We start from the raw sequence: 26,145 nt of genomic DNA, 5'->3' as shown, positions 1-26,145 counted from the left end.
CGCCTCCCACCGCCCCGGGCGAGCGAGGGGGAGCCGCGGGCTCACTCGAACCGGACGTGAACCGGCTGCGCGGTGCGGCAGTTGGGCCGGGGGCCGTCGCTCGGGATCGGACGCGTTGGGCTAGGTTTCCGGGCGTGACTCACGATCGCGGACGACTGCTGGCCGGCCGGTACCGGCTGGCCGAACTGCTCGGCCAGGGCGGCATGGGGACCGTCTGGCGGGCCCACGACGAGCAACTCGACCGGGAAGTCGCCCTCAAGGAGCTCCGGCTCCCCGACGACCTCGACGCCTCCCACCGCAAGGCGTGGATCGACCGCCTCGACCGCGAGGCGCGCGCGGCCGCCAGGCTGAAACACCCCGGGGTCATCACCGTCCACGACCGGATAGCCGGCGACGACGGCCGCCCGTGGATCGTGATGGAACTCGTCCACGGCCGTTCCCTGGACGATCTGATCAGGGCGGACGGACCCCTTCCGCCGGCCCGGGTGGCCAGGATCGGTCGGCAGATCCTGGACGCGTTGCGAGCCGTGCACGCCACGGGCGTCACCCACCGGGACATCAAGCCCGCCAACGTGCTGCTCGAAGGCGACCGGGTGGTGCTGACCGACTTCGGGATCGCGGCGGTCGAGGGCGAGTCCGGTCTGACCCGGTCGGGGGCGGTCATGGGGACCCCGGCCTACATGTCCCCCGAGCAGGTGCGCGGTTTCCCGGCGACCGCCGAGTCCGATGTGTGGTCCGTGGGCGCGACGCTGTTCACCGCCGTGGAGGGACGCCCTCCGTTCGGCGGAGCCGGATCCTGGGCCGTCTTCGTCGCCGTCGCCACGGAGGAGCCCGCCGCCGCGGTCCGGGCCGGGGAGCTCGCGGGCGTGCTGACGGGCCTCCTCCGCAAGGACCCGACGCAACGCCTCACCGCCGACCAGGCGTACGACCTGCTCGCCGGACCGGCCGGTGAAGCGGGGACGTCCCGGCCTGCCCCCGCCAGGACGTCCGCGTCCACCCTGCGGCTGGGCACGCCGCCGGGCGCCGCCCCCGATGCGGCACCGTTGGCCCCACCGGCGCCCGACTCCGGCCCGCCTGCCCGGCGATGGGGGTACTTCCTGGTCCGCCTGGCGGGGGTCGCCGTGGCCGCCGTGCTTGCGGTTCCGTGGTGGTTACCGAACTCCGGATCCTCCGACGACGACGCCGGTGGGACCCGCTCGACCGACTCCGTGGCGCCCACTCACGCCACCCCGTCCCGCACGCCGTCCCCGTCCCCGTCCTCCACTCCGTCCCCCTCCCCCTCCGCTCCCTCACCCACCACACCTGCCCCGCCGATCCCCCTTCCCAGCCCCAGCCCCAGCCCCACCCCCAAGCCCACGCACACCCCCCTAGACCGCCGGGCCGTCGAACGGGTCTTCGCGCTCTACATGAACGGCCTGGCCGACCACGACATGACCTCCCTGCGCCAAGGCACCTGCCCCCGACTGCGCTCGACCCTGCTCGGATTCGTCCTCAACGGCTACTTCGTGGACCGCTGGGAACTCCAGCCCTACGAGATCCCCCCGACCATGAACGAACTCAGTGTGGAGGCGAAGCTCACCCTGAGGGACCCCGAGACGGGGAAACTCGCCGGTGACGTCCTCAACCAATGGATCATCGAGCGGGACGCGAACCAGCAGTACTACGTGTGCGGCTGGCTCAACGAGGAATGACCCGACCACGCCACGGAAGAACCGGGACCCCTGGCGGGTTCGTCGGGCAGGTCCCGCCGGGGCGGGTTCGCTCAGAGCCGGTAGGCGTCCTGCGCACGGGCGACGACCTGGAACAGGTCTCCGGCCTGTGTCAGGTCGAAGACGCGGTTCAGACGGTGCGGAGTCGGCCCGATCAGAACCGGACGCCCCGTGCGGCGCAGGCGCAGCGGCAGGGGGCGGCAGCGGTTGAGTGCTTCGGAGGCGGATTCCGCCCTCCGAAGCGCTCAACCGTGTTCGAGGGAGTGCGTCACGCCGGTTCGACGGGCAGCCACAGCTCGCAGGTCGCGGTGGTGAAGTCGTCCGCGCGCTCGAGGGTGGCGACGATCGAGGGGCCCGGACGCAGGCGCCACGGGTTGGAGGGGAACCAGTCGGTCGCGGTCGCGGCCCAGGTCGTCTGCAGGGCCTGCGGGTGGGGTCCGCTGGTGCGGAACACCGCCCACATCCCGTCCGGCACCTCGATGGCGTCGAGGTCGTCCGGGGTGGGTGTGTCCCGTTCGAGGGCGACGCCGTGCAGGTAGGTCAGCTCGCTGCCCTCCGTGCCGTTGGGATCCACGTCGTCGCTGACCTGCAGCAGACCGGCCGGGTCGGTGTCACCGAGGGCCTTCAGGCGCAGATGTGCCTCCGGGGGGAGCGAAGCGATGTGCTCCTGGATGTGCGGGTTGACGCCCTCGTGGATCAGCGGTACCCGAGTGGCGTGGCCGACCAGCCGGAAGGCGGGTCGGTTGATGAGGCGGGTGTCCATGGGGATGCTCCCTTCGACGGTCAGGCGGAACCTGAGCCGTGGTTGTGTGCGCAAGGGGCCTCCATCGCGCCGGACGTCGCTGGGGCCGGCGCCGTGGACCGCCCGGAAGGCACGCCCGAACGCCTCACCGGAGCCGTACCCGTGTCGGACCGCGATGCTCAGCAGATCCCCCTCGCTCCGGACGACGTCGGCGGCGGCGACGGTCATGCGCCGCCGCCGCACGTACTCCGACAACGGCATGCCGGCCAACGACGAGAACATCCGGCGCAGGTGGTACTCGGTCGTACCGAACGCCATCGCCGGCCCCTGGACGTCGGGCTCCTCGTCGAGGTGCTCCTCGACGAGATCGACGAGCTGGTTGAGTGCCGAGATCATGAGGCCTCCTTTCGACTCCCACCCTGCCTGCGGGCAACCCGGTCGCACCCGACCGCAGCGAACCGATCCGATCATGCCGCCGGACGACGCGCGGGCCGCGACACCCCCGCCATCGGGAGAGGGTCGGTTCGGCGAGGGGTCCGCACGCGTTCGGACGCCGGGTCGTGGCGGCCGTCCTGCCGGAAGCCGCCACGACCGCGGTCATCGGAGCGGGTGGGAGATCAACGCCCCTGGAGCGACTTGACGTTGTCGCCGAAGGTCCAGCCCTTGGAGCCGTCCCAGTTGACCGACCACGTCATGAGCCCCTTCAGCGAACCACCGAAGGCGTTCCACGACTGGCCGACCAGGCTCGGAGCCATGTGGCCGCCACCCGCACCGGGCTGGGCGGGCAGACCGGGCACCTGCTTGTCGTAGGGCACCTTGATGGTGGTCCCCTGGATGGTCAGGCCGTTGTTCAGGCACGTGGTCTGCGCGGTGAAGCCCTGCACCGTGCCGGCCTGGTAGGAGTCACCGGAGCACCCGTACATGCTGCCGTTGTAGTACTGCACGTTGAGCCACCACAACCGGCCGTTGTCGGCGTACTTCTTGATGATCGGCAGGTAGGAGCCCCAGATCGACCCGTAGGTGACGCTTCCCCCGGTGACGTACGCGGTCTCGGGAGCCATCGTGAGACCGAACCCCGCGGGCATCTGGGCCAGCACTCCGTCGATGATGCGGATCAGGTTGGCCTGGGAGGCGGACAGGGTGTTGATGTTGCCGCTGCCGGTGAGGCCGGTCTCGATGTCGATGTCGATTCCGTCGAAGTTGTACTTCTTCAGGATCGGGACGACCGTCGCCACGAACCGATCGGCAACGGTGCTGGAGCTCAGATCGATTCCCGCGGTGGCGCCTCCGATCGACATCAGGATCGTCGCCCCGGCCGCCTTGGCCCGGCACATCTCGGCGGGGGTGGCGACCTTGACCCCGGTGTCCATGCCGTCCTGCCACAGGACGGTGCCGTCCGAGAGGATCACGGGGAAGGCGGCGTTGAGCACGTTGTAACCGTGCGCTGCGATCCGGCTGTCCGTGATGGGGATCCAGCCCATACCCGGATGGACGCCGTTCGACGCCCCGTCCCAGTTCTCCCAGTACCCCTGCAGGACCTTGCCCGACGGCCTGGGCTTGGTGGGGCAGGTCTCGCCGGGGGGCGGAGTCGTCGGGGGCGGCGTGGTGGGGGGCGGGGTCGTCGGGGGTGGGGTGGTGGGCGGCGGCGTGGTCGGGGACGGTGTGGGGGTACCGCCTCCGGGGCCGTCGAGCGACACGTCGTCCGCGTAGTACGCAGGCCGGCCGTACCAGCCGTGCAGGTAGACGGTCACCGAGGTGGTGTTGGCGCCGGTGCTGAACCCGACGCTGAGCCGACCGTACGACGGGTTGTTCGCCGTCCAGGTGGACTGGGCGCCGGTGACGCCGCTACCGGTGGCGCCCAGGTAGACGTAGCTGCCCTGGACCCAGGCGCTCAACGTGTACGAGGAGTTGGGCCGCACGCTCACGGTCTGGCTGCACCGGGCGGTGTCGGAGCCCGTCGGCGTGGCCTTGAGCGCGCCGACACCGGCGTGGACCGGGCCGGTCACCACCGCGCCGGAGCCGCCGGAGCAGTTCCAGTCGGAAAGCTGGTTCTCGAAACCGGAGTTGGCCACCAGTTCGGAGGTGACCGCTCCGGCCGAGCCGCTGCCGGACACGGCGAGGCCGGTCCCGATGACGGCGACCGCGCTCACCCCGGCCAGGGAGCGCACGAAGGCGGACGCTCCGCGACCGGTGCGGCCGGTACGTCCGGTGCGGCCGGTACGTCCGGTGCGGCCGGTACGTCCGGTGTGGCCGCCGCGTCCGGTGTGACCGGCCCCGTACGCCGGGCCGTCGTCGCGGCCGGGATCCTGAGGGGGGCCGGCATCGCCCGTGAGGTGTGAAGTACGCGAGCGCCGACGGAACATGAGGTGCTCCCTTCCCGCTGGACGTCATGGACATGACTGACACGTGGGGGCACGACGTCCGGCGCCGGGTGAGATGGGGACAGGTGGGGTCTGGTCCGGACCGGATCGTATGGGGGGCGGAAGGGGCGGTCAATAGGTATGGACCAATGCTGCGGCACCTCTCGCGGCACACACCCTCGACCGCCCTCTGCCCCCGCTCGACCCACGCCGGCGGCGTCGCCGCGCCGAGGAAGGCCTCACGCCCCCGACGGTCGCCCCTCGCTCAGACCCGGTCCAGCTCGTCCGCGCCGTCGAGGATCGCCAGTTCTCCCGGGGTGGCCTGACACTTCCACTCGGGCGCGACGGCGGCGTACGTGGTGACGTCGTGCCAGCAGCCCTGCGTGTGGAACAGCTGTCGGAGCGTGGCCTCGGGACGCAGGCCGGCGGCGTGCATGACCTGCGGCATGAGGTGGTGGTCGCTCCGATGACCGGCCCAGATCCGATGCAGGCCCAACTGCCCGAATCCGTACGCCATCAGCAGGCGGCCGGCCTCGTGCCCGTGGCCGCGTACGGGAGCTCCGGGCAGCAGCACCAGGCTGGTGAGCATCGCGTTGCTGCCGTAGTCCTCGACGAGGAGTCCCATGGTCCCGACGAGGACGTCGGCGTCGGGCGCGCAAACGGCGAGGGTGTACTTGCGGCGTGGGTGCGTGTGGGGCTGGGCCAGGCTCCGGGCGAAGGCGTCGTGGGCCTGGTCGCCGTCCATGCGATCGATGCCGAGGTAGCGGGTGAGCATGGGGTGGGTGAGGATCCGCGCGAAGGACGCGTGGTCGTCGGCGCGCAGCTCGCGCAGGCGCAGGTGTTCACCGCGCAGTTCGGGGACGCGGTTCACCGGGCGGCTCCCCGCGGTGCGGACAGGGCGGGGACGAGGGCCTCCAGGTCGATGGAGTGGCGTCCGGAGGGCACTGGTTGGCCGAGCAGGATGCGGCGGGCGGTGTCGGCGACGAGGGCCGCGCCGAGCATCACGCCGCTGGCCAGCTGGGGCCAGCTCGACAGGGAGTGGCCGACCCGGGTGAGGGCGTCGGTCATGGCCGGACTGAGGCGCCGCTCGTCGACGACGTCGAGCAGGAAGCGGAGGGTCTCGTCGCGGTCCAAATCGCGTACGTCGGTCGCCGTCGTCGTACCGATGCGGCCGTGGAAGAGCGGACGGTCCGGTTCGAGGTCGAAGCGCTCGATGTCGAGGAGTCCCCGGTCGTTGGTGTCCATCAGGACGGGAACCCCGTGCCTGCGCGCGTGCTCACGGGAGGCGACCTTCACCCAGGGGGTGTCGCACTCCTCGACGAGCAGGTCCAGGCCCCGGCCGTGCGCCGGGTCGCCGAAGAACTCCTCGACGGTCTCCTCGGTGACGCCGCCGCGCAGGATCTCGACGTCCAGGTAGGGATCGAGCTCGTACATGCGCCGGGCGCACAGCACGCTCTTCTCCAGGCCCAGTTCGTGGACGCCGGCCCGCAACCTGTTCAGGTTCGACAGGCCGAGTCGGTCGAAGTCCGCCAGTCGGAAGGCTCCGCCGACGCCCTCCATGGCGCAGGCCAGGGCGGCACTGCTGCCCACGGACAGCCCGATGACACCCACCCTGGTCCGCAGCAGGGCGTTCTGCTGCTCCCGGGTGATCTTGTCCCGGTTGCGGTCGGTCCGGACCAGGCGGAACTCGGCCTCGGGCAGCAGGTGCACGAGGCGACCGGACCACGGGTACCAGATCCACCGCCCGTAGGTGTCGGGTCGGCCGGCCATGGCGTCGGCCACGGCCGTCGAGGGGGTGCGGGTGCCGAACGGATCGTGTGGCGCCAAGCAGCGCAAGAGCTCCTCGACCTGGCCCTCGATGTGGTCATGGACCTCGCGCAGCCGTGGAGAGGCCCGCAGGGCGGCCAATGCGGTGGCGTCGGCGGCGCGTGCCGGGTCCAGGACGACAGGACGAAACGATTCGCTCGCTTCGCGGGGCGAGGGCAGCACGAAGTGGTCCGGCTCCGGGCCGGACGGCAGGGGGTGTGTCACGGCTGGGACGCTAGCAATCCGCGATCTTGGATCGGAGCGCCTCACCCCGGGGGGCGCATTCGAATTGATCTTCTGTATGAATCGAGCCCCTCCCGCGCTGCGCACGCCCCCCGGCCGACGGTCCCGGCCTTCGGTAGGAGCGACAACCGGCGGGCAGTTCGAGCCGATTCGGTGCAGCGTGCATCGACCGGGGTATCGGTGGGCAGGCATGCCACAGCCCTGGGAAGACGTTTCGGGCGTCTTCCCAGGGCGTGGAGCCGAGCATTCGAGCCGTTCCGGCCGGTCGGTCAGCGCCTAACCGTCCGGTCGCCCCGTCACAGCTTGGCGAGCGTACAAGCCGTCTGCGCCAGGGCCGGCGGGACCGACGAGACGTTCATCAGGACGAGCCGACACAGCAGCTGGTCGGCCGGCAGGCCCGAACCACCCACGGTGCAGGCCAGGTTGGTGTCCGTGCTGGAGTAGCCGGCGGCCGCGAGGTACGCCGTGCAGTCGCTGGGAGCGGCCTGGGCCGCCGGGGCCGCGACCACCACGGCGCCCGCCATCGCCACGGCTGTCACGGCCACGGCGGCGAGGCGGGTACGAAGGGTGCGCTTCATGATTCCTCCCGAGAACGAACTGATGGACCACCGGATGAAACTTTTCCGGGGCGATTTGAGAATAGGGGAATATCCCGGACGAAAGTCCGGAAACAACGGAACCGATCGGCGCCGGCGGGCCAAAAGGAAAAGAAACAGCCGCAGGCCCTACCGGGCGTCCGACCATTCCCGTGTGACGCGCGTAGCGGAGCGGGGGCAACGTTGCAGTCGCGGTGCTGGGTCATGGCACTTCTTGGTACAGCCGTGCCAGCAAAAGGCCAGATGTGACCTATTTTTGACGATCGAAGATCAGTCAAGTTGGCTGGAAACATGCCAGAGGAATGGTCCGCATCCCCTGGGCGGGCACGGGATGGAGACCCGCCGATTCTCGCACAGAAAACGAAATGCCCGCCGTCCCCGCCGGCCCGTACCCACAAACCATTGCGGAGCCGGGCTGACGAAGCACGAACTGCGGTACGAGATGTGCGCCCGAGCGCGAAAAGGGGCGCAATTCAATTCCGCGCGGACGGGAAATGCGGCGGGGCACCCGTCCCCTCGCCGCAGGGCCCTCGGAGCACCGGCCGCCCGGACGCGGCGGTCCGGCGGGCTCGTACCCCCTGCGCCGCCCAACGGCCGCCCGGCGCCCGGGCCGACCGCACGAGCGCCGGCTCGTCCCGCCATGCGAAACGAGATGGTCCAGGATACGAACTTCGGTTGCACATGCCCGAGGGGCGCCGACAGGATACGGCCATGGCCCCCGTCCTCGTATCGCGTCGTCACGTAGATCTGCTGCGTGTCTCGACCATGCTGTGTCGGGCCGACCACTTCCGTACGCACGGCTGTTGATCCACTGATCCGCCGCTCCTGAAACCGTACGGACCCCCACGCGCACCTTCCGCGCCTCCCTTCCGCCTGCCCTCCTGCTCGTGTACACGTGCCACCGCCCGTCCGGCGGCGTCGCGTGCCGCGCTGCTGCCGCAACGAGGTCCTCCCATGCCCGAAAACCCGCTCCGGCTCCACTGGTTCCTGCCCACGGGCGGGGACGGCCGCGACCCGGGCGGCGTCACCGCCGTCCAGGGCCGCACCGGAGCCGCCACCCGCCGACCCGCCGACATCCCGTACCTGACCCAGGTGGCACGCGCCGCCGAACAGGCGGGCTTCCACTCCCTGCTGACACCCGTGGGGCTCGGCTGCGTGGATCCTTGGATCCTCACGGCCGCGCTCGCGCAGCACACCACCCGTATCGGCTTCCTGGTCGCGTTCCGCGCCGGCTTCGCCAGCCCGACCCTGATCGCCCAACAGGCCGACGCCTTCCGACGTTTCGCGGGCGGCAGGATCGCACTCAACGTGGTGACGGGCGGCGACCCGACCGAACAGCGCGCGTACGGCGACCACGTCGAACACGACGAGCGCTACGCCCGCACGGAGGAGGTGATGTCGGTGCTCAGGTCGCTGCTGGACGGAAAGACCGTGGACCACCGGGGGGCCCACCTGCGGATCGAGGGGGCCCGGCTCGCCGACCCCGATGTCGTCCACCCGGTGACCCTGTACTTCGGCGGGGCGTCTGCGGCCGCCGAGGCGGTCGCCGCCCGGCAGGCCGACGTACAACTCCTCTGGGGTGAGCCGCCCGCCGCCCTGGCCACGCGGATCGCCCGGTTGCAGGAGCGGGCCCGGGTCGCGGGCCGCACCGTACGGTTCGGACTGCGGTTGCACGTCATCAGCCGCGACAGTGCCGCCGAGGCCTGGTCGGAGGCGAACCGAATCCTGGCAGGCCTCGACCCGGAGGCCGTACGGGCGAGCCAGGAACGGTTCGCCGGCATGGACTCCACCGGGCAGGCCAGGATGACCGCGCTGCACGGCGGGGTCGTGGACGCCGCCCGGCTCACCGTGGCACCGAACCTGTGGGCGGGCATCGGCTTGGTCCGTGAAGGGGCGGGCACCGCACTCGTCGGCTCGCACGACGAAGTGGCGCGGCGCCTCGCCGAGTACCGGGACCTCGGCATCGACGAGTTCGTCCTCTCCGGATACCCACACCTCGAAGAGGCGTACCGGGTGGGCGAGGAAGTGGCTCCGCGACTGCGCGCCCTGACCGGGACGGAGACCACGTGAGCGCCCTCACGACAGTGCCCGAGGCGGCGGAGCGCGTCCCGCAGCCCGCTCCGGGCGCCGCTGGTCCCGCGTCGCGGCGACGGGAACGGTTGCGTGACGCGCTCCGCTGGGGCGCGCTGCGGATCGTTGCCCTCGCCGTACTGCTCGCCGCCTGGCAGGCAGTCGTCGCTGCCGAGGTGTGGCCCCGGGTCCTGGTGCCCTCGCCCGGGGACGTGTGGCGGCAGTTCATCCTCGCGTCGACCGTTCACGACGGGGTCCGCGGCTACGGCGGCCACCTGCTGATCGAGCACCTGGGGGTCAGCCTCGGACGGATCGGCACCGGCTCCGCGTACGCCGTGCTGGCGGGCGTGCCTCTGGGGTTGTTGATCGGTACGATCCGCCCGCTGGCCGTAGTCCTGGAACCCGCGGTGACGTTTCTGCGGACCCTGCCGCCCCTCGCCTACCTCTCGCTGCTCGTCATCTGGTTCGGCATCGACGAGGCACCGAAGATCTGGCTGCTCGTGATCGCCGCGCTGCCGCCCATCGCTGCGGCCACCGCCGCGGCCGTCCGTACGGTCCCGGGCCAACTCGTCGAAGCTGCCCGGGCTTTGGGCTCGGGCCCGGTGGCGCTGCTGCTGTCCGTGCGGCTGCCCTCCGCACTGCCCGAGATCCTCACGGGTGTCCGCATCGCCGTCGGGGTCGCGTACACCTCGGTGGTCGCGGCCGAGACCATCAACGGCGTGCCCGGGATCGGCGGCATGATCCGCGACGCGCAGCGCTACAACCAAACGGCTCTGGTGATCGCGGGCATCCTCGCGATCGGCCTGTCCGGGATCGTACTGGACTCCCTACTGCGCCTCGTGGAGCGGATCGCGGTGCCGTGGCGTGGTCGCGCCTGAGCCTCCCGGCCCTCCCTCTGCCTCCTGCCCCTCCCCCCTGTCCTCCCTGTCCCTCCCCCACGCATTTCATCATCCGACTTCAGACCGGAGCTCTCCCGTGCCCGCATTCCCGTCCCGCCGTTCCATCCTTCTCGCCGCAGCCGTCGCCCTGACGGCCTCCGCCACCACCGCCTGCGGGGGTGGTGCGGGCGCCGCGGAAGGCAACACCGGGAAGACCACCGTACGGATCGCCTATCAGGCGATACCCAACGCGGACCTCGTGGTGAAGAACCAGAAGCTGCTGGAAAAGGCCCTGCCCGACATCGAGGTGAAGTGGGTGAAGTTCGAGTCCGGGGGCGATGTGAACACGGCGGTCATCGCGGGCGCCGTGGACCTGGGCCTGGCGGGGTCCAGTCCGGTCACCAAGGGGTTGTCCGCGCCGCTGAACATTCCGTACAAGGTGGTGTGGATCCACGATCTGATCGGGGACAACGAGGCGCTCGTCGCCAAGACCGGGATCGGTTCGGTGAAGGAGCTGACGGGCAAGAAGGTGGCCACTCCCTTCGGTTCGACGGCCCACTATTCTCTGCTCGCCGCGCTGACCGCCGCCGGTGTCGAACCGTCGGCGGTGCAGACCATCGACCTCCAACCGCAGGACGCGCTCGCCGCGTGGAAGCGGGGGGACATCGACGCCGCGTACGTGTGGACACCGACGTTGAGCGAGCTGACCAAGGACGGCAAGGTGCTCGTCAGCAGCCGCGAGCTGGCGAAGCAGGGCAAGCCGACCGCCGACCTGGGTGTCGTCACGAACGCGTTCGCGGCCAAGCATCCCGAGGTGGTCACCGCATGGATCAAGGCGCAGGACCAGGCCGTCGCGCAGGCACGTACGGCACCGGACCAGGCGGCGAAGTCCATCGGCGCCGAACTCGGGCTGCCGACGGAGGAGGCGAAGCGGCAGCTGTCGGAACTGGTGCTGCTGAGCGCGAAGGAGCAGACGGGCCCCGAGTACCTGGGCACGCCCGGCGCCCCGGGGAAGCTCGCGGCGAACCTGCACGACGCGGCGGTGTTCCTGAAGGGGCAGAAGGCGGTGGACGCGGTGCCCGACGAGGCCGTGTTCGGCAAGGCGCTCGCGGTGGAGGAGCTCGGCCGTGCCGCGAACTGACACGGCCGGGCCGATCGCGCCCCCAGCAACGGCCGCCGTCGAACTGGCGGGTGTGAGGGTCACGTACGGAACGGCCAAAGCGCCGGTGACGGCGCTCGACGGCGTGGACGTACGGATCCACCCGGGCGAGTTCGTCGTCCTCGTCGGGCCGTCCGGCTGCGGCAAGACGAGCCTGCTGCGTGTGGTGGCCGGTTTCGAGCAGCCAACCTCCGGTGCCGCCCGGGTGCGGGGCGCGCTCCCCCGGCCGGGGGTGGGCGCCGGGGTGGTGTTCCAGCAGCCCCGGCTGTTCCCGTGGCGTACGGTCGGCGGGAACCTCCGCTTCGCGCTGGCGCGGCTCGGGGTGCCGCGCGCCGAGCGGGCCGGGCGGATCGCCGAACTCCTGGAAAGGGTGGGACTGCCCGGCACGGCGGGGCGTCGGACCTGGGAGCTCTCGGGAGGTCAGCAGCAGCGGGTGGCGCTCGCCCGGGCCTTGGCGGCGGAGCCCGAACTCCTCCTGATGGACGAGCCCTTCGCCGCTCTGGACGCGCTGACCCGGGAGCGGCTCCAGGAGGAGGTGCGGGCCTTGGCGGGCCGGCTGGGTACGACGGTGCTGTTCGTGACGCACTCGGCGGAGGAGGCCGTGCTGCTGGGCTCCAGGGTCCTCGTCATGGCCGCCGGACCGGGCAGGGTGGTGGCGGAGCTGCCGGTGGGCCTGGATCGGGATCCGGAAACGGACGTCGCGGCACTGCGGGCGTCGCCCGAGTTCGCCCGGCTGCGCGGCCGCCTGACGGAGATCATGCGCGGCTGAGGGCCCGGGCCGGCGCGCCGCGGGACTGCGCGGGCATCGGCGGGTCCGGGGGCGTGTTCGGGGGCGTGTTCGGGAAACCGTCGGCCGACGCCTCCAGGACAGTCATGGGGCCGATCGGGTGAAGCTCCGTCACTTCGACGGATCCGGCACGTTGATCAAGGCGCTCACTACCGTGCACTCGTGCGACAGGAAGACTTGTAATGATCAAGAAGATGATGGCCACCGCCGCCGCCACCGCCTCCATTCTCGGTGCGGGCGCCGCAGTCGCCGCTCCGGCCATGGCGATCGGCAACGACAACGGCGTCAACACCGTCAACGGCAACGGCGCCTCCCAGATCTACGGCAACCAGTCGACCCACGGCGACCTGAGCCCGCAGCTCGGCCTCGTCCAGGGCAGCCTGAACAAGCCCTGCATCGGCCTCCCGGCCAAGGTCAACGCCCAGTCCCTGGTGGCCCTGCTCAACGTCGGGGTCCAGGACATCAACGTCCTGTCCAACCCGCAGAACCAGCAGTGCACCGAGAACTCCACCCAGGCCAAGGGCGACGAGCCGCTGTCGCACATCCTGGACAACATCCCGGTCCTGTCGGGCAACGTCTCCGCCGGCAGCTGACACAGCCCCCTCCACGAGCCGGGGCCTCCGACACCCGCACGAGTGCCAGCGAGACCCCGGCTTGCCCCACCTCTCTCGCCTGTTGCGTGCGGCGTCCGTGAGGGCGCCGGGTCGGGCACCGATCGTCACGTTGAGCCTCCCGTCCGAGCGGACGGGAGGCTCAACGCGTTCACGGTGGCCACAGCCGCCACCGATATGGCCTCGGGCCACACCGGCTGGCGTACACGCGCGGTCGATCGGGATGAAAGTCCGCCGTGGGTGCACGGGTTCGTGTGACGTGTGGGAACGGTGCGACACCACGGCGGGCGCGCACGGCCAACCAACGGCTTGGGCCTCGACACCCGCTACGGGTGTCGAGGCCCAAGCCGTTCACGAAGGGAGTCAGGCGGGGCGGCCGCCGAAGGGGGCGCCGGTGCCGTAGTAGGTGCCCAGGTCCTCGCGGTAGCCGGCGTCGCCGAGGTGCTTGTCGCGGTGGAACTCGGGGGCGTCCTTGATCTGTTCCTTGGTGCGTTCGACGAACACCTTGCGCTCGTCCGGGTCGATCCTGACGACCGTGCTCGCCGGGAGCAGGACCTCCTTGCCGAAGATCCACACCCCGGTGTCCACGACCAGGTAGGCGTCACCGACCTCGTCGGAGTGCTTGTCGACCTTGCCGATGCTCCCGTCACTCGCCTCGACCTTGTATCCGGTCAGGTCCGTACCGGCCAGGTGGCCCGAGGTCGACTTGTAACTCCACACATGCTCAGTCACGCGAAAACAACTCCTCCGGTACATCGGGAACCGCGAGGGCATCGGATCGATGGCCTGCGGGCTCCCGCTTCTTCCGTACGTGCTCGGCGGGTGGCGCCTTGTTCGTTCCGCCGAGACCCGCGTGCCCGGCACTCCCGACTTCATTCGTCCCGGATCACCTACGGACGTCCGGTTGCTCTCGCCCGTACCCGAACGGTCAGGCACCCTCCAGGGGGGAGCGCGGAGGCGAATGGTTCGAGGGGCCGGGCGAGCTGGTCCTGCCCGCCCGCTCCGAGCCCGGACAGGAGTCGCCGCTGGTTGTCCAGGTGGACGGCGATCAGTTCGTCGGTCAGTTCGACGCCCTCGGCGGTGAGGGTGATCAGGCGCCCACGGGAATCGACCTCGGAGACGGATCCGGTGACCAGGCCACGGGCTTCGAGCCGGTCCACCCTCTTGGTGATCGCGCCGGTGGTGACCAGGACGGTCCGGCTGAGCTCGCCCGTGGACAGCGCGTAGGGCTGCCCCGAAGTCCGGGGCGTGGGCGACACTCGCGAAATCCGCGTCCGGTAGGCGGTCCCCCGGCGGTCGCGGGTCAGGTGTCGGTGACCGGGAAGATGGCGTCGGCGCCGGTGAGCTCCAGCAGGCGTCGCAGCTGCGGCTGCGGGGCACGCAGGCTGATGCGCCGGCCGTGCTCCTTCGCCGCGTGCTGGGCCGTGATCAAGGCGTTGAGCCCCGAGGAGTCGCAGAAGAACAGCTCGGCGACGTCGACGACGATCTCGTCGGCACCGCCGGGTTGCGTGATCGCCGCATACAGGGCTTCGACGAGCATCGGAGCCCGGTCGATGTCCATCTCACCCCCGACATGCACGATGAGCCGCTGTCCACCGCTGTTCACCCGTACCTCCGTGTCCCGGTCCTCTTGGTCGCCGCGCTGCCCACCACGGGGCGCGCCGACTACGGAGGGTACACACGGACGGAGGTCACGGGGTGACGCGCGCTCCGGTGAACCCGACGTCGATCGGGCCGCCGGGCAGCTCCCCTCCCGGCCCGGTGGACGGCGACCGTTCACTCGAGTCCGAGGGCCTCCACCGCTTGCCCTTCCCACTCGCTCACCGCGTCCGCATGCGCCGCGATGACCGCGTAGCGCCATGAGCAGCCGTCCGGCGGGGCGTCCGCGTAGAGCACCACGCCCTCCCCGCGCTCCGGGTCGAACGCGACCCGGAAGGCACGCAGCCGGTCGAGGGCCTCGGCCAGGCCGAAAGCGGTCCGGGTCCGCCCCTTGGACACCGCCCATGCCGGGTTGGCCACGCCGGAGGCGGCCGTGAGCCGGGTCGCCATGGCGTGGGGCGTGGTGGTGGCGGTCCTGCGGACGTTGCTCTCACTGGCGTACGGCACTCCGTCCGTGTCGACGAGCGCATCGAGTCCGAACGGGCCGAGGTGGCCGTGTTCGGCCAGGTGGCGGCCCAGTGCCAGCCCCCACTCCTCCAGCTCGCCGGCCACGTGCGCACACGACGGTGGCAGGGGTGACGCGTATCCCGTGAAGGAGCCCTGTTCCGTCCGCATCGCACCGCTGAACAGGGCCTTGGTGCCAAAGAGGGTGTTCTCCATCTGGATGCTCACCGACTCGGCCACGGCCACGTGTTCCTCCACCACCCACGTTCCCTGCGGGCCGCCGACCGTGTCGAGCGCCACGCCGGATCCCCGTACGTCCTGCCGGGACAGGAAACGCATCCCGTGGCCCCCTGCGGAACGGTCGGGCTTGACCACCACCCTCTCGTGCTGTTCGAGCAGCTGTCGTACGACGCCTTCGACTTCGACGCGGCGGCACACCCGTCCCGCCGGCAGTCGCATGCCCAGGCGCCCGGCCGCGGCGCGGAAGCCCGCCTTCGTGTTCAGCAGCATCGTCACCGGCAGGGCTGCGGCGGCCTCGTCGACCGTCGCGTACGGGTGGACCGTCAGCCCGAGGTCGCGGGCGAACTCGACGGCCGACGCGTCGGGGGCGGTCGGCAACAGTGCCGTTCCCGGCCGGCGCGCGTGCGAGGCGACCCGTTCCATGAGCCCGGCCTCACGAACCGCCCGGGCCAGCGGAACCGCACCGGCCGGCGGCACCTCGATGACCGATGTCCGTTCGCGGGGCACCCCCGTCAAGTCACCCACGTACCGCCGGAACTCCTCGCTCAGCGATCCGGGGGTCACCAACGCGTCGCCGGCCCGCAGCAGCCACGCCTTGCGCGGCGCCTGCTGGGCCCACTGCGCCAGCACCTGTCCTTCCTCCAGGTCCACCGCCAAGTCCGAGAGGAAGTTGGCGAACACCAAAAGGGGTCCCGCATCCGACTCGATCACTGCCGTTCCTCTCACGCCGCCTCGCGGACGGCCTCTTCGGTCGGGCATTCGGCGCCCTCATCCCGCGGCCGGCCGGTGGACCTGTGCGGGGCACCACGCGCACGGACGACGGCCTCCGTCGTCGCCGTCGCCGTCGCGAAGCCGACGCGGCCGGCGGGTTGGCGCAGATGCTCGCCGAGCGTGGCATCCGCGTCAACGGCGTGGCGCCGCAGGTGCGCGCTTTCGTCGGGCTCGGCCCTCGTGGCTCAGTCCACGTACGTGAAGGTCACCGGGTTGGTGAGCAGGCCGCAGGGGGTGGCGGCGAAGACGGAGACCGTCTCGGCCTCCGGCCACTCGGGGGTCAAGGCGATCAGGGCGGTGTCGCTGAGCACCACCACGTCGGCCGCCTCCCGTCCCACGAAGCAGCCGTCGGGTCCCAAAGTCCCGAAGAGCACCCGGGTGTAAGGGCTCAGGCCGGAGCCGTTCAAGGTGACCTGCGTGCCACCGGTCCTGGGCCCGATGTTCGGCTGGATCGCCACGAGCTGCCCCTGCGGGGCCTCGGCGGGAGGGCCCGGGCGGACGGGGACGGCGGCCGGGGAGCAGCGCGGCGGCTCCGCCGCGCCGGCGGGCGGCGCGGAATGGGACTGCAACAGGACGCACAGGGTCGGCACGGCGAGCAACAGGGAGAGAACTCGGCGGCGAGTACGGGCCACGGCGACGCCTTCCAGGAGAGGGCCGGGACGGGAGTGACCCGGCGGCTCCATCATGAGGAGGTGACGGTCACCAAGGCCAGGACAAAACACCTGATGTCGGATCTCGTGGCACGTCCCGATGGGTGCGCTCCGGACGATTCGGCTCATGGGCGAGGTCGGTGTGCGGATCCTCCGACCGTGTCGGGCGGACGCGGCCACAGGTGGTCGGTGCCGCCCCTTCGGCTCCGCCGAAGCCGTTCCCCTTCCAGCGTGCGCAACGATCAAGAACTCGGCACGTTTGAAAGCCCCCGCACGGTGAAGACGGCTGTTAACACCGTTCTTATTCACCGAGGTAGGAGACGCATCATGGGCATTCTCGCCTGGATTCTCATCGGGTTGCTCGCGGGCCTCATCGCCAAGGCGCTGATGCCGGGCAGGGACCCGGGCGGCCTCATCATCACCATGCTCATCGGCATCGCGGGCGGTCTGCTCGGCGGTTGGCTCGGCAAGGTCATCTTCGGAGTCGACTCCATCGACGGCTTCTTCGACCTCTCCACCTGGATCGCCGCCATCGTCGGCTCCCTGATCCTCCTCGCCGTCTACCGCGTGATCACCGGCAACAGGCGTCACGCCTGACCCACCCGGTCGCACCTCTGACGGACACGGCTCCCCCTCGCCGAGGGCGGAGCCGTTCCGCTGTCGCGGGTTCGGGACACGGCGGGTCGGGCCCTCGGTGCGGCCCCGGAGCCCTCGGTACCGGACCGGCTTCAGGCGCGGCGGCCCGTGGCCGAACCGAAGCCGAGCCAGGTGTGCCGGTTGTTCCACCAGCACCAGCCCACCTTCGGGGCGTCGCGCCGCTCGCGACCGTCCCGCCCGGTGCCGTTGCTGATCCAGATCGCCGGGGTGCGGGCGTCCAGGGCGCCGTTCGGCTTGCGCAGTCGCGAACCGATGGTCATGAAGCAACGGTTGCGTTCCAGCACCTCCGGCCGCTGGAGCAGCCAATGGATGCCCTCGGTGAGCACGAGCGGAGTGCGGTCCTCCTCGGTGAGGGCGGGCAGGGCCTCGTCCGGGCTCCAGTTGGACATGTGGTCGCCCCGGTCAGGGCCGGTGACGAGGTAGAGCGGGGCTTCGGGCAGCTCGGCGTGATGGGGCACGAACCGGTCGACGTCGGGCATGTCGAGGACGACGAAGCCGGGCTTGCCCGCACGCAGGAGCAGCGGCACGAGGGCGGAGGCGGGAGCCCGATCCGGATGGACGGCGAGCAGGACGTCACCGGCGACACCGGCCCCGAAGGCCCCTTCGGCGAACGCGCGCAGCTCGGCGGCGGGCATCCCGGCGATCTCGGCCACCCCGAGTTCGATCAGACGCTCGGCCTGGACGATGAGCGACGGGAGCGGAGTCACGGCGTCACCGGAAACGGGTTCGGGCACGGGGTCCCCTCATTCCATGATCGAAAGTGCTGGTCCCGCAGCACTGGTCCCGTAGTACTGGTCCCGTGGACAACGAGGGCACCTGCGGGAACGTTCCCGTACCCGAGAGGCCCCCGGCCCCGCCCGCCGTGCGGCGAGCGGGGCCGGGCAGCACCTGTCAGGTGCGGTACGCGAAGTAGCGCGCGTCCGGGTAGGACGCGAGGATGCTCGCGAGGGACTTCCGGTACGTATTGGTGGAGTGGTAGGTGAGGTACGGCATGCCGTTGCCGCTGCGGTACGTCACCATCATCGAATGGTCCTTGGACCCGTCCTTGTTGAAGTCCACCTGCAGGACGTCACCGACGTCCATCTGGTAGACGTTCGCCAGGTTGGCGGCCCGCTTGTTCGACAGCGTGAACCAGGCCCACTCGTTCGCCCCGACCCAGGAGTCGCTCTGCCGGGTGCCCTCGTACCACCAGTTGCGGTAGTCCGAGGAGGAGCCGGGAACGGCCTTCCAGCCGCCCGCCTTCAGCGCCTGGCTGATGAAGTTGGTGCAGTCGCCGCCGGCACCGTTGAACTTGCGGTACTGGGGGTTGTAGTTGCTCCAGTGCTTCTCGGCGTACTTCGCCATGGCGTTGTAGTCGTACGTGCCGCCGGTCTTCACCTTCGGCTTGGGCGTGGCCGGGTACTTGGTGGCGGCCGGCGTGCCGTCCGGGTACTGGTTGCCGTCGTCCTTGACCGTGTTCACCTTGGCGGCGACGGGCTCGTTGACGGCGACGGGACCGTTCTCCTGGGACTTGACCGAGTCGAGTTCCCAGCGGCCCCCCTTCTTGCTGGTGAGCTTCAGCTCGTAGCGGGTACGGAAGTCGGTCGTCTCCGGCTCGTCCCCGCGCAGCTTCTTGTAGGTGAGTTTGGTGTCCTCGGTCAGCTGGACCGTGGCCCTGCCGCCGGTGATCGTGGCACGGTCGATGGTCACGCGGGTGTCGGCGCCGCTGTAGGCCTCGCCGAACTCCGCGAGGCGCGCCTTGCGCGAGCGCAACGACGACAGCGCGGTGTCCTCGTCCTTCTTGAACTTGGTCGACATCGCCGCCTTCGCGGAGCCCGGCGCCGCTCCGCGGCGTCCCTGCTGCTCCTCCACGAGGACCTCGGAACGGCGGGACAGCACTTCGTCGGCTATGCGGGCGAAGGCGTCGGTGGCGGCACGGTCGGCCGCCTCGGGCCCGGAACCGGCACTCGCGGAGTACGCGAGGAAGCTGCCGGACGTCAGGGCCACGGTCAGGGCCGCGATGAAGGCGGGCCTGAACCTCTTCGGTATCACTGTGTTTCCCCTTGTCACCCGGTTCGCACGAATCGGGGGACCGCATCCTCGCACAACTGGACGACCCTTTCCGCACGTTCCGGTTCGGACCCCGCCCAGGGCGGCTTCTTGGCCGAAGACCGGGAGAAAACGGCCCCCGCGTGGCACGAAATCCCTCCGCTTCGTCACCGGACGTGCGCACGGCGCCACTTCGCGCCAAGGGGACTCCAGTTCGCTGATCGCACAGAATGTGCCTTTAGGGTGTGCGGGAAAGCACTGCAGAGGGGACATTCGGAGTGGGCGGGCACGATACGTCGGGGAGAGGGCGATCGCGGGGCAGGCGGGCGGCCCCCAAGAGCACCGGCGTCGCCGCGTCGGGCCGCCGCAGGAAGGCCGGCGCGCGCAGGCGCGGCCGGGCAGACGGCGCCGGCAGCCTCGGCGGGGCCCTCGCCGCCGTGCGGCCGCACCTGCGGCGGCTGCGTCCCGCCTACCCGCGGCCGGGCCGGGCCGGCTGGCGCCGTTGGGTGCCTTCGTGGCGCCAGTGGCTGGGAGCGTGCCTGTACGCGCTCACCGGCCTGACCTGTTTCCTGGCGTTCGCCTACGCGGTCACGGACATACCCGACGACCTCAACTCCTTCGCCACGCAGCAGGACAACGTCTACTACTGGTCCGACGGCTCCACCATGGCCCGCACCGGCTGGGTGAGCCGTCAGGAGATGCCCCTCGGCAAGGTGCCGCCGAAGGTCCGGGGCGCCGTACTCGCGGCCGAGAACGCGAGCTTCTACTCGGACCCCGGGGTGTCCCCCTCCGGTGTGCTGCGTGCCGTCGGGGCGGCGGTGACCGGAGGCGAGACCCAGGGCGGGTCCACCATCACGCAGCAGTACGTGAAGAACGCCTACCTGAGCCAGGACCGCACCCTGTCGCGGAAGTTCACGGAACTCCTGCTGGCCATGAAGCTGGACAACGAGAAGGACAAGGACCAGATCCTCCAGGACTACCTCAACACCAGCTGGTTCGGGCGCGGCACCTACGGGATCCAGCGCGCGTCCCAGGCCTACTACGGCAAGGACGTATCCCAACTGAACGCGAGCGAGGGCGCTTTCCTCGCGTCCCTGCTCAAGGGCGCGGGGTTGTACGACCCGTCCCTCGGCCCCAAGAACCACGAGCGGGCGGTGGAGCGGTGGAGCTGGATCCTCGACCGCATGGTGGCGACCGGACAACTGACCGCCGCCGAGCGTGCCGGCTACACGAAGTTCCCGGAGCCCTCGCCGACGTCCCTGGCGGGCATCCCGGGAGCGCAGACCGGATACCTGGTCGAAATGGCCAAGGCGTACGCGGTGAAGGCCGGTCGCATCGGGGAATCGGACTTCGACCTCGGCGGCTACCAGATCTACACGACGTTCGACAAGGCACGCATGACGGCCCTGACCACGGCCGTCCAGGAGGCCCAGAAGGGCTTCGACCCCGAGAAGCGCCCGGACACCGACAAGCACGTGAAGATCGGCGCCGCGAGCGTGGCCCCGGACGGTCGTCTGCTCGCGGTCTACGGCGGCCCCGACTACCTGAAGCAGGGCTTCAACGAGTCGAACGCGACGACGATCCCGGTCGGTACGGCGTTCACGCCGATCGTCTACGCCGCCGCCCTCGAGGAGGGAGTGATCCGCACCCGGGGCAAGGCCCGTACCCCCGTCTCCCCCACCACCCCGTACGACGGGAACGACCAGGCGACCGTCCAGACCCCCGAGGGTCCGTACTGGGACCGCAGCGGGAAGGTGCTCAAGGGCAGCAACGACGGCGGACGGAGCTGGGGGCAGGTACCGCTGCGGCAGGCCGTCGCCGACTCGGTCAACACGCCGATGCTCCAACTCGGCCTGGACGTGGGCCTGGACCGGGTGGAGGCGTTCGCGCAGCGGTCGGGCCTGCTGGCCTCCAGCCTCGGGCCGCGGATCCCCACGTTCGCGCTCGGGGAGAACTCGAAGCCCAGCGCGATCCGCATGGCCGGCGCCTACGAGACGTTCGCGGCGGGCGGCATGCACACCGACCCCCACTCCGTGCGGTCGGTCACCCGTGGCGGCTCGGCGGTGCACCTCGACCCGCCGAAGACCACGCGGGCCGTGTCGGCCGCCACGGCGCGGGCGGTGACGGACGCCCTGCGGCAGGCGGTGAGCGACGGTTCGGCGAAGACGGCTGCGAAGGCACGGTCCGGCGCGGCGGGCAAGACGGGCACGACGGCCGCCAACACGGCGGGCTGGTTCGTGGCCAGTACCGAGCAGGAGTCCACGGCCGTGGTCGTCTACCGGATGGCGCTGACCGACCTGGCCCCGCTGCCCCTCACCGGGCTGGGCGGCGACGCGCCGGGAACGCCGGGCAGCGAGCGGGCGGTCCGGCTGTGGAGCGAGTACGCGAAGGCCGTGAAGTAGGGGGTCGGGCGGGGGGGGGGCGGGGGGCGCCCCCCGCCCCCCCCCCCCCCCCCCCCGCCGGGGGGCGCCCGCCCCCCCCCCGGGGGCCCCCCCCCCCCGGCGGGGGGCCGGGGGGGGGGGCCGTCTGTGCGGCCGGCCCGCTTGGCCCGTTTGGTGGGGGGTCGGACGGCCGGACCGGTGACGCCCGCGGGCGTCACCGGTCCGGCCGTCCGGGGCGGGCCTAGCGGACCACTGTCTTCCAGTCCGGCGCCTGGGCGGGGTCCAGTTGGCGGAGCCGCGCAAGGACCTGCGGGTCCTGCGCGTCGAGCCAGTCCGCCAGTTCCCGGAAGGACACGCAGCGCACCCCCTGGCGCGGGCAGACGTCCCTCATCGTGTCCTCGACGGCCTTCATGTAGATGCCGCCGTTCCAGTCCTCGAAGTGGTTGCCGATGAACATCGGCGCCCGGCTGCCGTTGTAGACGCGGTTGAAGCCGTTCATGTACGAGCCCCGGACCTGGGCCTGCCACGCCGGGAACTTCGCAGGGTCGCCCTGGGTGCTGTCACCGGACTGGTTGTAGAGGAAGTTGAAGTCCATGGAGAGGACCTGCACCTCCTTGCCCTGCAGGGGCACGAGTTGCAGCGGGAAGTTCCATATGTCGTTCTGCTTGTTCGGCCAGAGCTGGAAGTCCCCGGAGGAGCTGGCGTCGTAGCGCCAGCCGTACGGCTTGATGGCCGTCAGGAGGTTCTTCTGGCCCTCGAGGCAGGGCGCCCGGCCGCCGACGATTTCTCGGGCGGGGTCGAAGGGGAGCGGTGCCTCCTTGGTGAACCCCGTGTTGGTCTTCCAGTTCTTGATGAACGAGTACGTCTGGTCGATCTCGCTCTTCCACTCCTCGGGGCTCCAGTCGCCGCCGCCCTTGGGCCCGCAGAAGTGCCCGTTGAAGTGGGACCCGATCTCGTTGCCGTCGGTCCAGGCGCCCCGCAACTGGGTCAGGGTGCTCTTGATGTGCGGAACCGTCGGGTAGGAGATGGCGGCCGATCCCTGGCCGTGCTGAGGCGGCGCGTAGAGGGACTTCTTGCTCTCCGGCAGGAGGTAGATGCCGGTGAGGAAGAAGGTCATGTGGGCCTTGCTCTCCTTGGCCACCTGCCGGAAGTGCGAGAACAGGTGGTCCTCGCCCTCCAGCGCGCCGTCCCAGGAGAACACCACGAACTGCGGGGGCTGCTCACCCGGCTTCAACCGTTCGGGCTTGAGCTGGCCCGGCTTCGGTCCGGCGTAGGAGGTGGAGCCGTCCCCGAGCACCTTGACCTTGCCGTCCCACGATTCCTCGGGGTTCTTCGCGGCGTTCTCCCCGCCGGCCTTGTCCCCCTTCGGGGCGAGCTCGGCCCCGGATCCCGTGGATCCGCCCCACCCGAGTGCGTACGCCCCGGCCGCGGCGCCGCTCAGCGCGAGGACGGCGGCGCCGATGCCCAGGCGCCGGCGGTTGCGTGCCTTGCGGCGCACCTTGCGCGTGCTCCGCGATTCCCTGCGGGTGCCCGTTGCGCCATCGGTTTCGGTCTCGGCCATCGCCGTCGTCTCCCCCTGATCGCCGCAGCCGGGCCGCGTGGATGATTCGTACGAATATAGAACGTGTTGATGTCCTCTCCGCACCCGCGCCCCTCCCGTCCCGGGAGTTCGGGCCCGCCCGTCCACGGGCCGCCGCGCGGCGGGCAGTGGTGACCGGGGGTTGCTGCGGTCCCTGTCGATTCTCGTTCCGGTCCTGGTGTGTGGCGTCCCGCGCAGTGGGCACGCTCGGGGGCGTCGGGAAGGAGGACCGCACGGCGCCGCCCCGGACGACGGACCCGGAAGGGGCCCGAGGGCGGCAGCGGACACGAGCGTACGAGGACCCGAGGGCCGGTTCCGCCGGCCGGAGGAGAACGAACACATGCAGCGCGGCAGCGACAAGATGAGCCCCCACCGGGACGACCAGGCCAAGCAGGAACTTCGGAGCTATCTGACGTCCGGCCGGTCCGTCCGCAGCGCCGAGGGCCGCGAGCCCGAGCCGCCGGCGGACGACGACCCGGCCGTCGCGGGCCCCACCCCGGGCCCCTACCCCGCCCGCCGCGACACGGGAGGCTGACCACCACCCTGCGGCCCGTACCCGGCGTCCCCGCCCGGGTGCGGGCCGTCCACCCGCCCTTCCGCTTCCCGGCGCGCCGGAACAGCTCGCGGGCGCTCGACGTCCCGCTGCGGAACCCTTGACTCCGCGCTCCTCGGGGGAGACCGCCGGACGAGAACACGACAGGATCGTCCCGGGACTCCTTGCGCGTGCACGGGCGCGGTGACGCCGCTGCCGTGCGTGAACCGTGCGGCGGGGGGCATCCGCTGTACGGACGCGTTGGATCCGGCGGAGCGACAGGGATGGGTGGCCATGGCGGGCGGCAGACTGACGGCGGGGGAACAGGCGGCCTGGGAACAGTTGGAGGCGCAGTTGCGCACCCCTTCGCGGCAGCGGCCGTACTCGGCGCGCCGGCCCGGATCCGTACCGCTGCTTCTTCTCACCGCCCTGCTGCTGTGCGCGGCGTTGATGCTGATCCTGTTGGGGGTCGTCGGACCGTCCGGCGGCCTCGCCTGGGCCGGGGTGGCGGCATGGGTCGCCGCCTTCGTGACGGTCTCGATCCTGCTGGGGCACGGCGGAGCCCCGTACGACCGCGCGCGGTACGGGGGCGCCCTCCATCGCAGCGCCCCGTACGACGAGCACCCGCACGGTGGGGTCGTCCGCAGGAGGACCTTCGGAGGCTGAGCCGGGGGGCGGCAGGCCGACGCGTGTGGCCTGCGGTCGCTATACGGGGCACCGGAGACGGGGCGCGGCTGCCCGCCCGCGGCCGGCCGAATGGTGCGGACCCCTGCCCCCTCCCGACGGTCACGGGAGTTCTCCGGCCTGGCGGCTACGCGGCGCCCGCCGCTGCCAGTACCGCGACCGGCAGGAGCAGGATCCACTGCGGTAGGCGGAGCAGCGGCCGGGGCCAGCCGACGGACAGCGTGACGACCAGGAAGGCTGCCGCATACGCGATGAAGTGCGCGGCCACCAACCATGCCACCAGACCGGTACCGGGCGTACCCCTCGTCAGGGAGAGGAAGAGCAGGGCGAGTCCGGAGAGAGCCAGGTCGGCGCTCACCATGTGCCACACGGCGTGCAGGACCCGCTTGGGTTCGTCCGCGAGCCCGCAGGACAGCAGCGGTCGCACCACATCGCGGTGACCGCCGACGACGTGCACGGCTGCCACGCCGAGCGCGGTGATCCCTGCCGCGAGAAGCCAGCCGTTCATCGGACCTCGATTCCCTTGGCCACGACAGCGGCCAGTTGGGCGGCCAGCTGCGGGCCGGGGTGCTCCCCGACCAGCCCGACATGGAAGAACACGGCTCCTGCCAGGGTGTCCAGGACCAGGTCGACGGGCGTTTCGGCCGCGATCTCCCCGCGCAGCAGGGCGCGTTCGAAGACGATCAGCAGTCGTTCCTTCGACGGCGCCAGGAAGTCGCCACGGATGCGTGCCTTGAGTTCCGGATCGGCCGCGAAGTCGGCGAGCAGCCCAGGTAGTGCCGCTGCGGCGGCGGGGGCGCGGAACTCGTCGACCAGGCCCTGGAGCACCACGGTCAGATCTCCGGCCAACGTACCGCTGTCCGGCGGCGGAGCATCATCGGTGCTCGTGAAGACGGCCTCGAAGACCAACTCCGGCTTGCCCGACCACCGGCGGTAGATCGTGTCCTTGCCGACTCCGGCCCGCGCGGCCACCGCCCCGATGGACGTCGCGGCGTAGCCGACCTCGACCACCAGCTGCGCCGTCGCGCCGGTGATCGCTTCGTGCGATCGGGGATCTCTGGGACGCCCTCTGGAGGACGGAGAGGAACTCATGGCATTTACCATACGGGTCGACCCGTAAGGTAAACAAGAGGCCGGGGGGCGGTCCCGGCACGGGCGGGCGCGGCACGGGCGGGCGCGGCACAGGCGGGCGCGGCAGCAAGCCCTGGGGGACGAGGCACGCGCTCGCGGGGCGAAGCGAGCGGTGCGGAACAGCCGCCCCACCGCTCCGCACTCGATCGGTGCTTTCAAAGCGGTACGGATGGCTACTTTCGGTGGGATTCGGGCGCCTCCGGGGTGAGCCGTCCCATAGGACCCACGTCACATACGAGCCGGGATAGTAGACCGTGAAGGTCCCCAGCCACGCCCCGCGTCGGCGCCCGCCTGCCCGGATGCCCGTCGAGGGGTCGGCAGGCTGTCCGTCCCCGGCTGCGAGGGCGGGTAGTAGACGGGCTCGTTGCCAGGCCGGTGGGGCGTCGGTAGAACTGGATGAGTCGCCGGGCGGCACGGGTGCTCCACCC

General features: G+C 71.1%; 25 protein-coding genes. 10 read left to right on the top strand and 15 right to left on the bottom strand.

Features of this window, described 5'->3' with window-relative positions:
• Window positions 1-134: 134 nt before the first annotated feature.
• The gene (locus ACFY0I_RS29305) at window positions 135-1,691 is read left to right on the top strand and encodes a serine/threonine-protein kinase (protein WP_388901467.1); all 1,557 of its coding nucleotides are present in this window, start codon (window positions 135-137) and stop codon (window positions 1,689-1,691) included.
• A gap of 286 nt (window positions 1,692-1,977) precedes the next feature.
• Here the strand turns inward: ACFY0I_RS29305 and ACFY0I_RS29300 are convergent, their stop codons facing one another.
• The 5 genes from ACFY0I_RS29300 to ACFY0I_RS29280 form a co-directional block, all read right to left on the bottom strand.
• On the bottom strand, window positions 1,978-2,847 hold the full coding sequence (locus ACFY0I_RS29300; RefSeq protein ID WP_388901465.1) for a GyrI-like domain-containing protein: 870 nt from the start codon (window positions 2,845-2,847) through the stop codon (window positions 1,978-1,980).
• 221 nt (window positions 2,848-3,068) lie between these two features.
• A complete protein-coding gene (locus ACFY0I_RS29295) occupies window positions 3,069-4,619 on the bottom strand; it encodes a carbohydrate binding domain-containing protein (protein ID WP_388901463.1) in 1,551 nt (516 codons plus the stop codon).
• A gap of 457 nt (window positions 4,620-5,076) precedes the next feature.
• Complete coding sequence (locus ACFY0I_RS29290) at window positions 5,077-5,682, bottom strand: GNAT family N-acetyltransferase (protein ID WP_388901461.1); 606 nt, start codon at window positions 5,680-5,682, stop codon at window positions 5,077-5,079.
• Window positions 5,679-6,842, bottom strand: a complete 1,164-nt coding sequence (locus ACFY0I_RS29285; RefSeq protein ID WP_388901459.1) for a ThiF family adenylyltransferase — start codon at window positions 6,840-6,842, stop codon at window positions 5,679-5,681. Before ACFY0I_RS29285 ends, ACFY0I_RS29290 begins: the two co-directional genes overlap by 4 nt.
• Window positions 6,843-7,156: 314 nt before the next feature.
• Entirely contained in the window at window positions 7,157-7,438 is a 282-nt protein-coding gene (locus ACFY0I_RS29280; RefSeq protein ID WP_388901457.1) for a hypothetical protein, read from the bottom strand.
• 972 nt (window positions 7,439-8,410) lie between these two features.
• On the opposite strand from ACFY0I_RS29280, the gene ACFY0I_RS29275 reads away from it, so the two are divergent.
• The 5 genes from ACFY0I_RS29275 (at window position 8,411) to ACFY0I_RS29255 (ending at window position 12,943) form a co-directional block, all read left to right on the top strand.
• Window positions 8,411-9,526 carry an LLM class flavin-dependent oxidoreductase gene (locus tag ACFY0I_RS29275; protein ID WP_388901456.1) on the top strand — a complete coding sequence of 372 codons (1,116 nt, stop codon included), beginning with the start codon at window positions 8,411-8,413 and terminating at the stop codon, window positions 9,524-9,526.
• Window positions 9,523-10,404 carry an ABC transporter permease gene (locus ACFY0I_RS29270; protein WP_388901454.1) on the top strand — a complete coding sequence of 294 codons (882 nt, stop codon included), beginning with the start codon at window positions 9,523-9,525 and terminating at the stop codon, window positions 10,402-10,404. Before ACFY0I_RS29275 ends, ACFY0I_RS29270 begins: the two co-directional genes overlap by 4 nt.
• 97 nt (window positions 10,405-10,501) lie before the next feature.
• Window positions 10,502-11,545, top strand: a complete 1,044-nt coding sequence (locus ACFY0I_RS29265) for an ABC transporter substrate-binding protein (RefSeq protein WP_388901452.1) — start codon at window positions 10,502-10,504, stop codon at window positions 11,543-11,545.
• Window positions 11,532-12,332, top strand: a complete 801-nt coding sequence (locus ACFY0I_RS29260; RefSeq protein ID WP_388901450.1) for an ABC transporter ATP-binding protein — start codon at window positions 11,532-11,534, stop codon at window positions 12,330-12,332. The genes ACFY0I_RS29265 and ACFY0I_RS29260 overlap by 14 nt, the downstream gene beginning before the upstream one ends.
• A gap of 200 nt (window positions 12,333-12,532) precedes the next feature.
• Window positions 12,533-12,943: a rodlin gene (locus ACFY0I_RS29255; protein WP_388901448.1), complete on the top strand. Its 411-nt coding sequence runs from the start codon at window positions 12,533-12,535 to the stop codon at window positions 12,941-12,943.
• A 381-nt stretch (window positions 12,944-13,324) separates the two neighbouring features.
• Here ACFY0I_RS29255 and ACFY0I_RS29250 read toward each other — a convergent pair whose 3' ends face one another.
• The 5 genes from ACFY0I_RS29250 to ACFY0I_RS29230 form a co-directional block, all read right to left on the bottom strand.
• Entirely contained in the window at window positions 13,325-13,693 is a 369-nt protein-coding gene (locus tag ACFY0I_RS29250) for a PRC-barrel domain-containing protein (protein WP_362881325.1), read from the bottom strand.
• Between the two features lie 158 nt (window positions 13,694-13,851).
• A complete protein-coding gene (locus tag ACFY0I_RS29245) occupies window positions 13,852-14,220 on the bottom strand; it encodes a MarR family winged helix-turn-helix transcriptional regulator (RefSeq protein WP_388901446.1) in 369 nt (122 codons plus the stop codon).
• A 44-nt stretch (window positions 14,221-14,264) separates the two neighbouring features.
• Window positions 14,265-14,567 (bottom strand): STAS domain-containing protein, encoded by a 303-nt coding sequence (locus ACFY0I_RS29240; protein WP_388901444.1) that lies wholly within the window; start codon window positions 14,565-14,567, stop codon window positions 14,265-14,267.
• A 170-nt stretch (window positions 14,568-14,737) separates the two neighbouring features.
• Window positions 14,738-16,015 (bottom strand): peptide ligase PGM1-related protein, encoded by a 1,278-nt coding sequence (locus ACFY0I_RS29235; RefSeq protein ID WP_388901442.1) that lies wholly within the window; start codon window positions 16,013-16,015, stop codon window positions 14,738-14,740.
• 245 nt (window positions 16,016-16,260) lie between these two features.
• Window positions 16,261-16,707: an IPT/TIG domain-containing protein gene (locus ACFY0I_RS29230; RefSeq protein WP_388901441.1), complete on the bottom strand. Its 447-nt coding sequence runs from the start codon at window positions 16,705-16,707 to the stop codon at window positions 16,261-16,263.
• Between the two features lie 345 nt (window positions 16,708-17,052).
• Here ACFY0I_RS29230 and ACFY0I_RS29225 point away from each other — a divergent pair, with 345 nt between their 5' ends.
• Window positions 17,053-17,322, top strand: coding sequence for a GlsB/YeaQ/YmgE family stress response membrane protein (locus tag ACFY0I_RS29225; RefSeq protein WP_388901439.1), 270 nt, complete (start codon window positions 17,053-17,055; stop codon window positions 17,320-17,322).
• A gap of 131 nt (window positions 17,323-17,453) precedes the next feature.
• Here ACFY0I_RS29225 and ACFY0I_RS29220 read toward each other — a convergent pair whose 3' ends face one another.
• Complete coding sequence (locus tag ACFY0I_RS29220) at window positions 17,454-18,116, bottom strand: DUF5701 family protein (protein WP_388901437.1); 663 nt, start codon at window positions 18,114-18,116, stop codon at window positions 17,454-17,456.
• Window positions 18,117-18,273: 157 nt separating this feature from the next.
• Window positions 18,274-19,413 carry an amidase domain-containing protein gene (locus ACFY0I_RS29215; RefSeq protein WP_388901435.1) on the bottom strand — a complete coding sequence of 380 codons (1,140 nt, stop codon included), beginning with the start codon at window positions 19,411-19,413 and terminating at the stop codon, window positions 18,274-18,276.
• A 434-nt stretch (window positions 19,414-19,847) separates the two neighbouring features.
• Here ACFY0I_RS29215 and ACFY0I_RS29210 point away from each other — a divergent pair, with 434 nt between their 5' ends.
• The gene (locus ACFY0I_RS29210; protein WP_388901433.1) at window positions 19,848-21,812 is read left to right on the top strand and encodes a transglycosylase domain-containing protein; all 1,965 of its coding nucleotides are present in this window, start codon (window positions 19,848-19,850) and stop codon (window positions 21,810-21,812) included.
• 220 nt (window positions 21,813-22,032) lie between these two features.
• Here ACFY0I_RS29210 and ACFY0I_RS29205 read toward each other — a convergent pair whose 3' ends face one another.
• On the bottom strand, window positions 22,033-23,352 hold the full coding sequence (locus ACFY0I_RS29205; protein ID WP_388901431.1) for a hypothetical protein: 1,320 nt from the start codon (window positions 23,350-23,352) through the stop codon (window positions 22,033-22,035).
• 358 nt (window positions 23,353-23,710) lie between these two features.
• Here ACFY0I_RS29205 and ACFY0I_RS29200 point away from each other — a divergent pair, with 358 nt between their 5' ends.
• Window positions 23,711-23,905, top strand: a complete 195-nt coding sequence (locus tag ACFY0I_RS29200; protein ID WP_388901429.1) for a hypothetical protein — start codon at window positions 23,711-23,713, stop codon at window positions 23,903-23,905.
• A 291-nt stretch (window positions 23,906-24,196) separates the two neighbouring features.
• Window positions 24,197-24,568 (top strand): hypothetical protein, encoded by a 372-nt coding sequence (locus ACFY0I_RS29195; protein ID WP_388901427.1) that lies wholly within the window; start codon window positions 24,197-24,199, stop codon window positions 24,566-24,568.
• 145 nt (window positions 24,569-24,713) lie between these two features.
• Here the strand turns inward: ACFY0I_RS29195 and ACFY0I_RS29190 are convergent, their stop codons facing one another.
• Both ACFY0I_RS29190 and ACFY0I_RS29185 read right to left on the bottom strand, forming a co-directional pair.
• Entirely contained in the window at window positions 24,714-25,094 is a 381-nt protein-coding gene (locus ACFY0I_RS29190; RefSeq protein WP_388901425.1) for a hypothetical protein, read from the bottom strand.
• Entirely contained in the window at window positions 25,091-25,678 is a 588-nt protein-coding gene (locus ACFY0I_RS29185; protein ID WP_388901423.1) for a TetR/AcrR family transcriptional regulator, read from the bottom strand. Before ACFY0I_RS29185 ends, ACFY0I_RS29190 begins: the two co-directional genes overlap by 4 nt.
• Window positions 25,679-26,145 lie beyond the last annotated feature (467 nt).

Source organism: Streptomyces sp. NPDC001568 (assembly GCF_042893755.1).
Classification (GTDB): Bacteria; Actinomycetota; Actinomycetes; order Streptomycetales; family Streptomycetaceae; genus Streptomyces.
The sequence above is the reverse complement of the archived record's forward strand: the minus strand, read 5'-3'. Positions and strand labels throughout refer to the sequence as shown.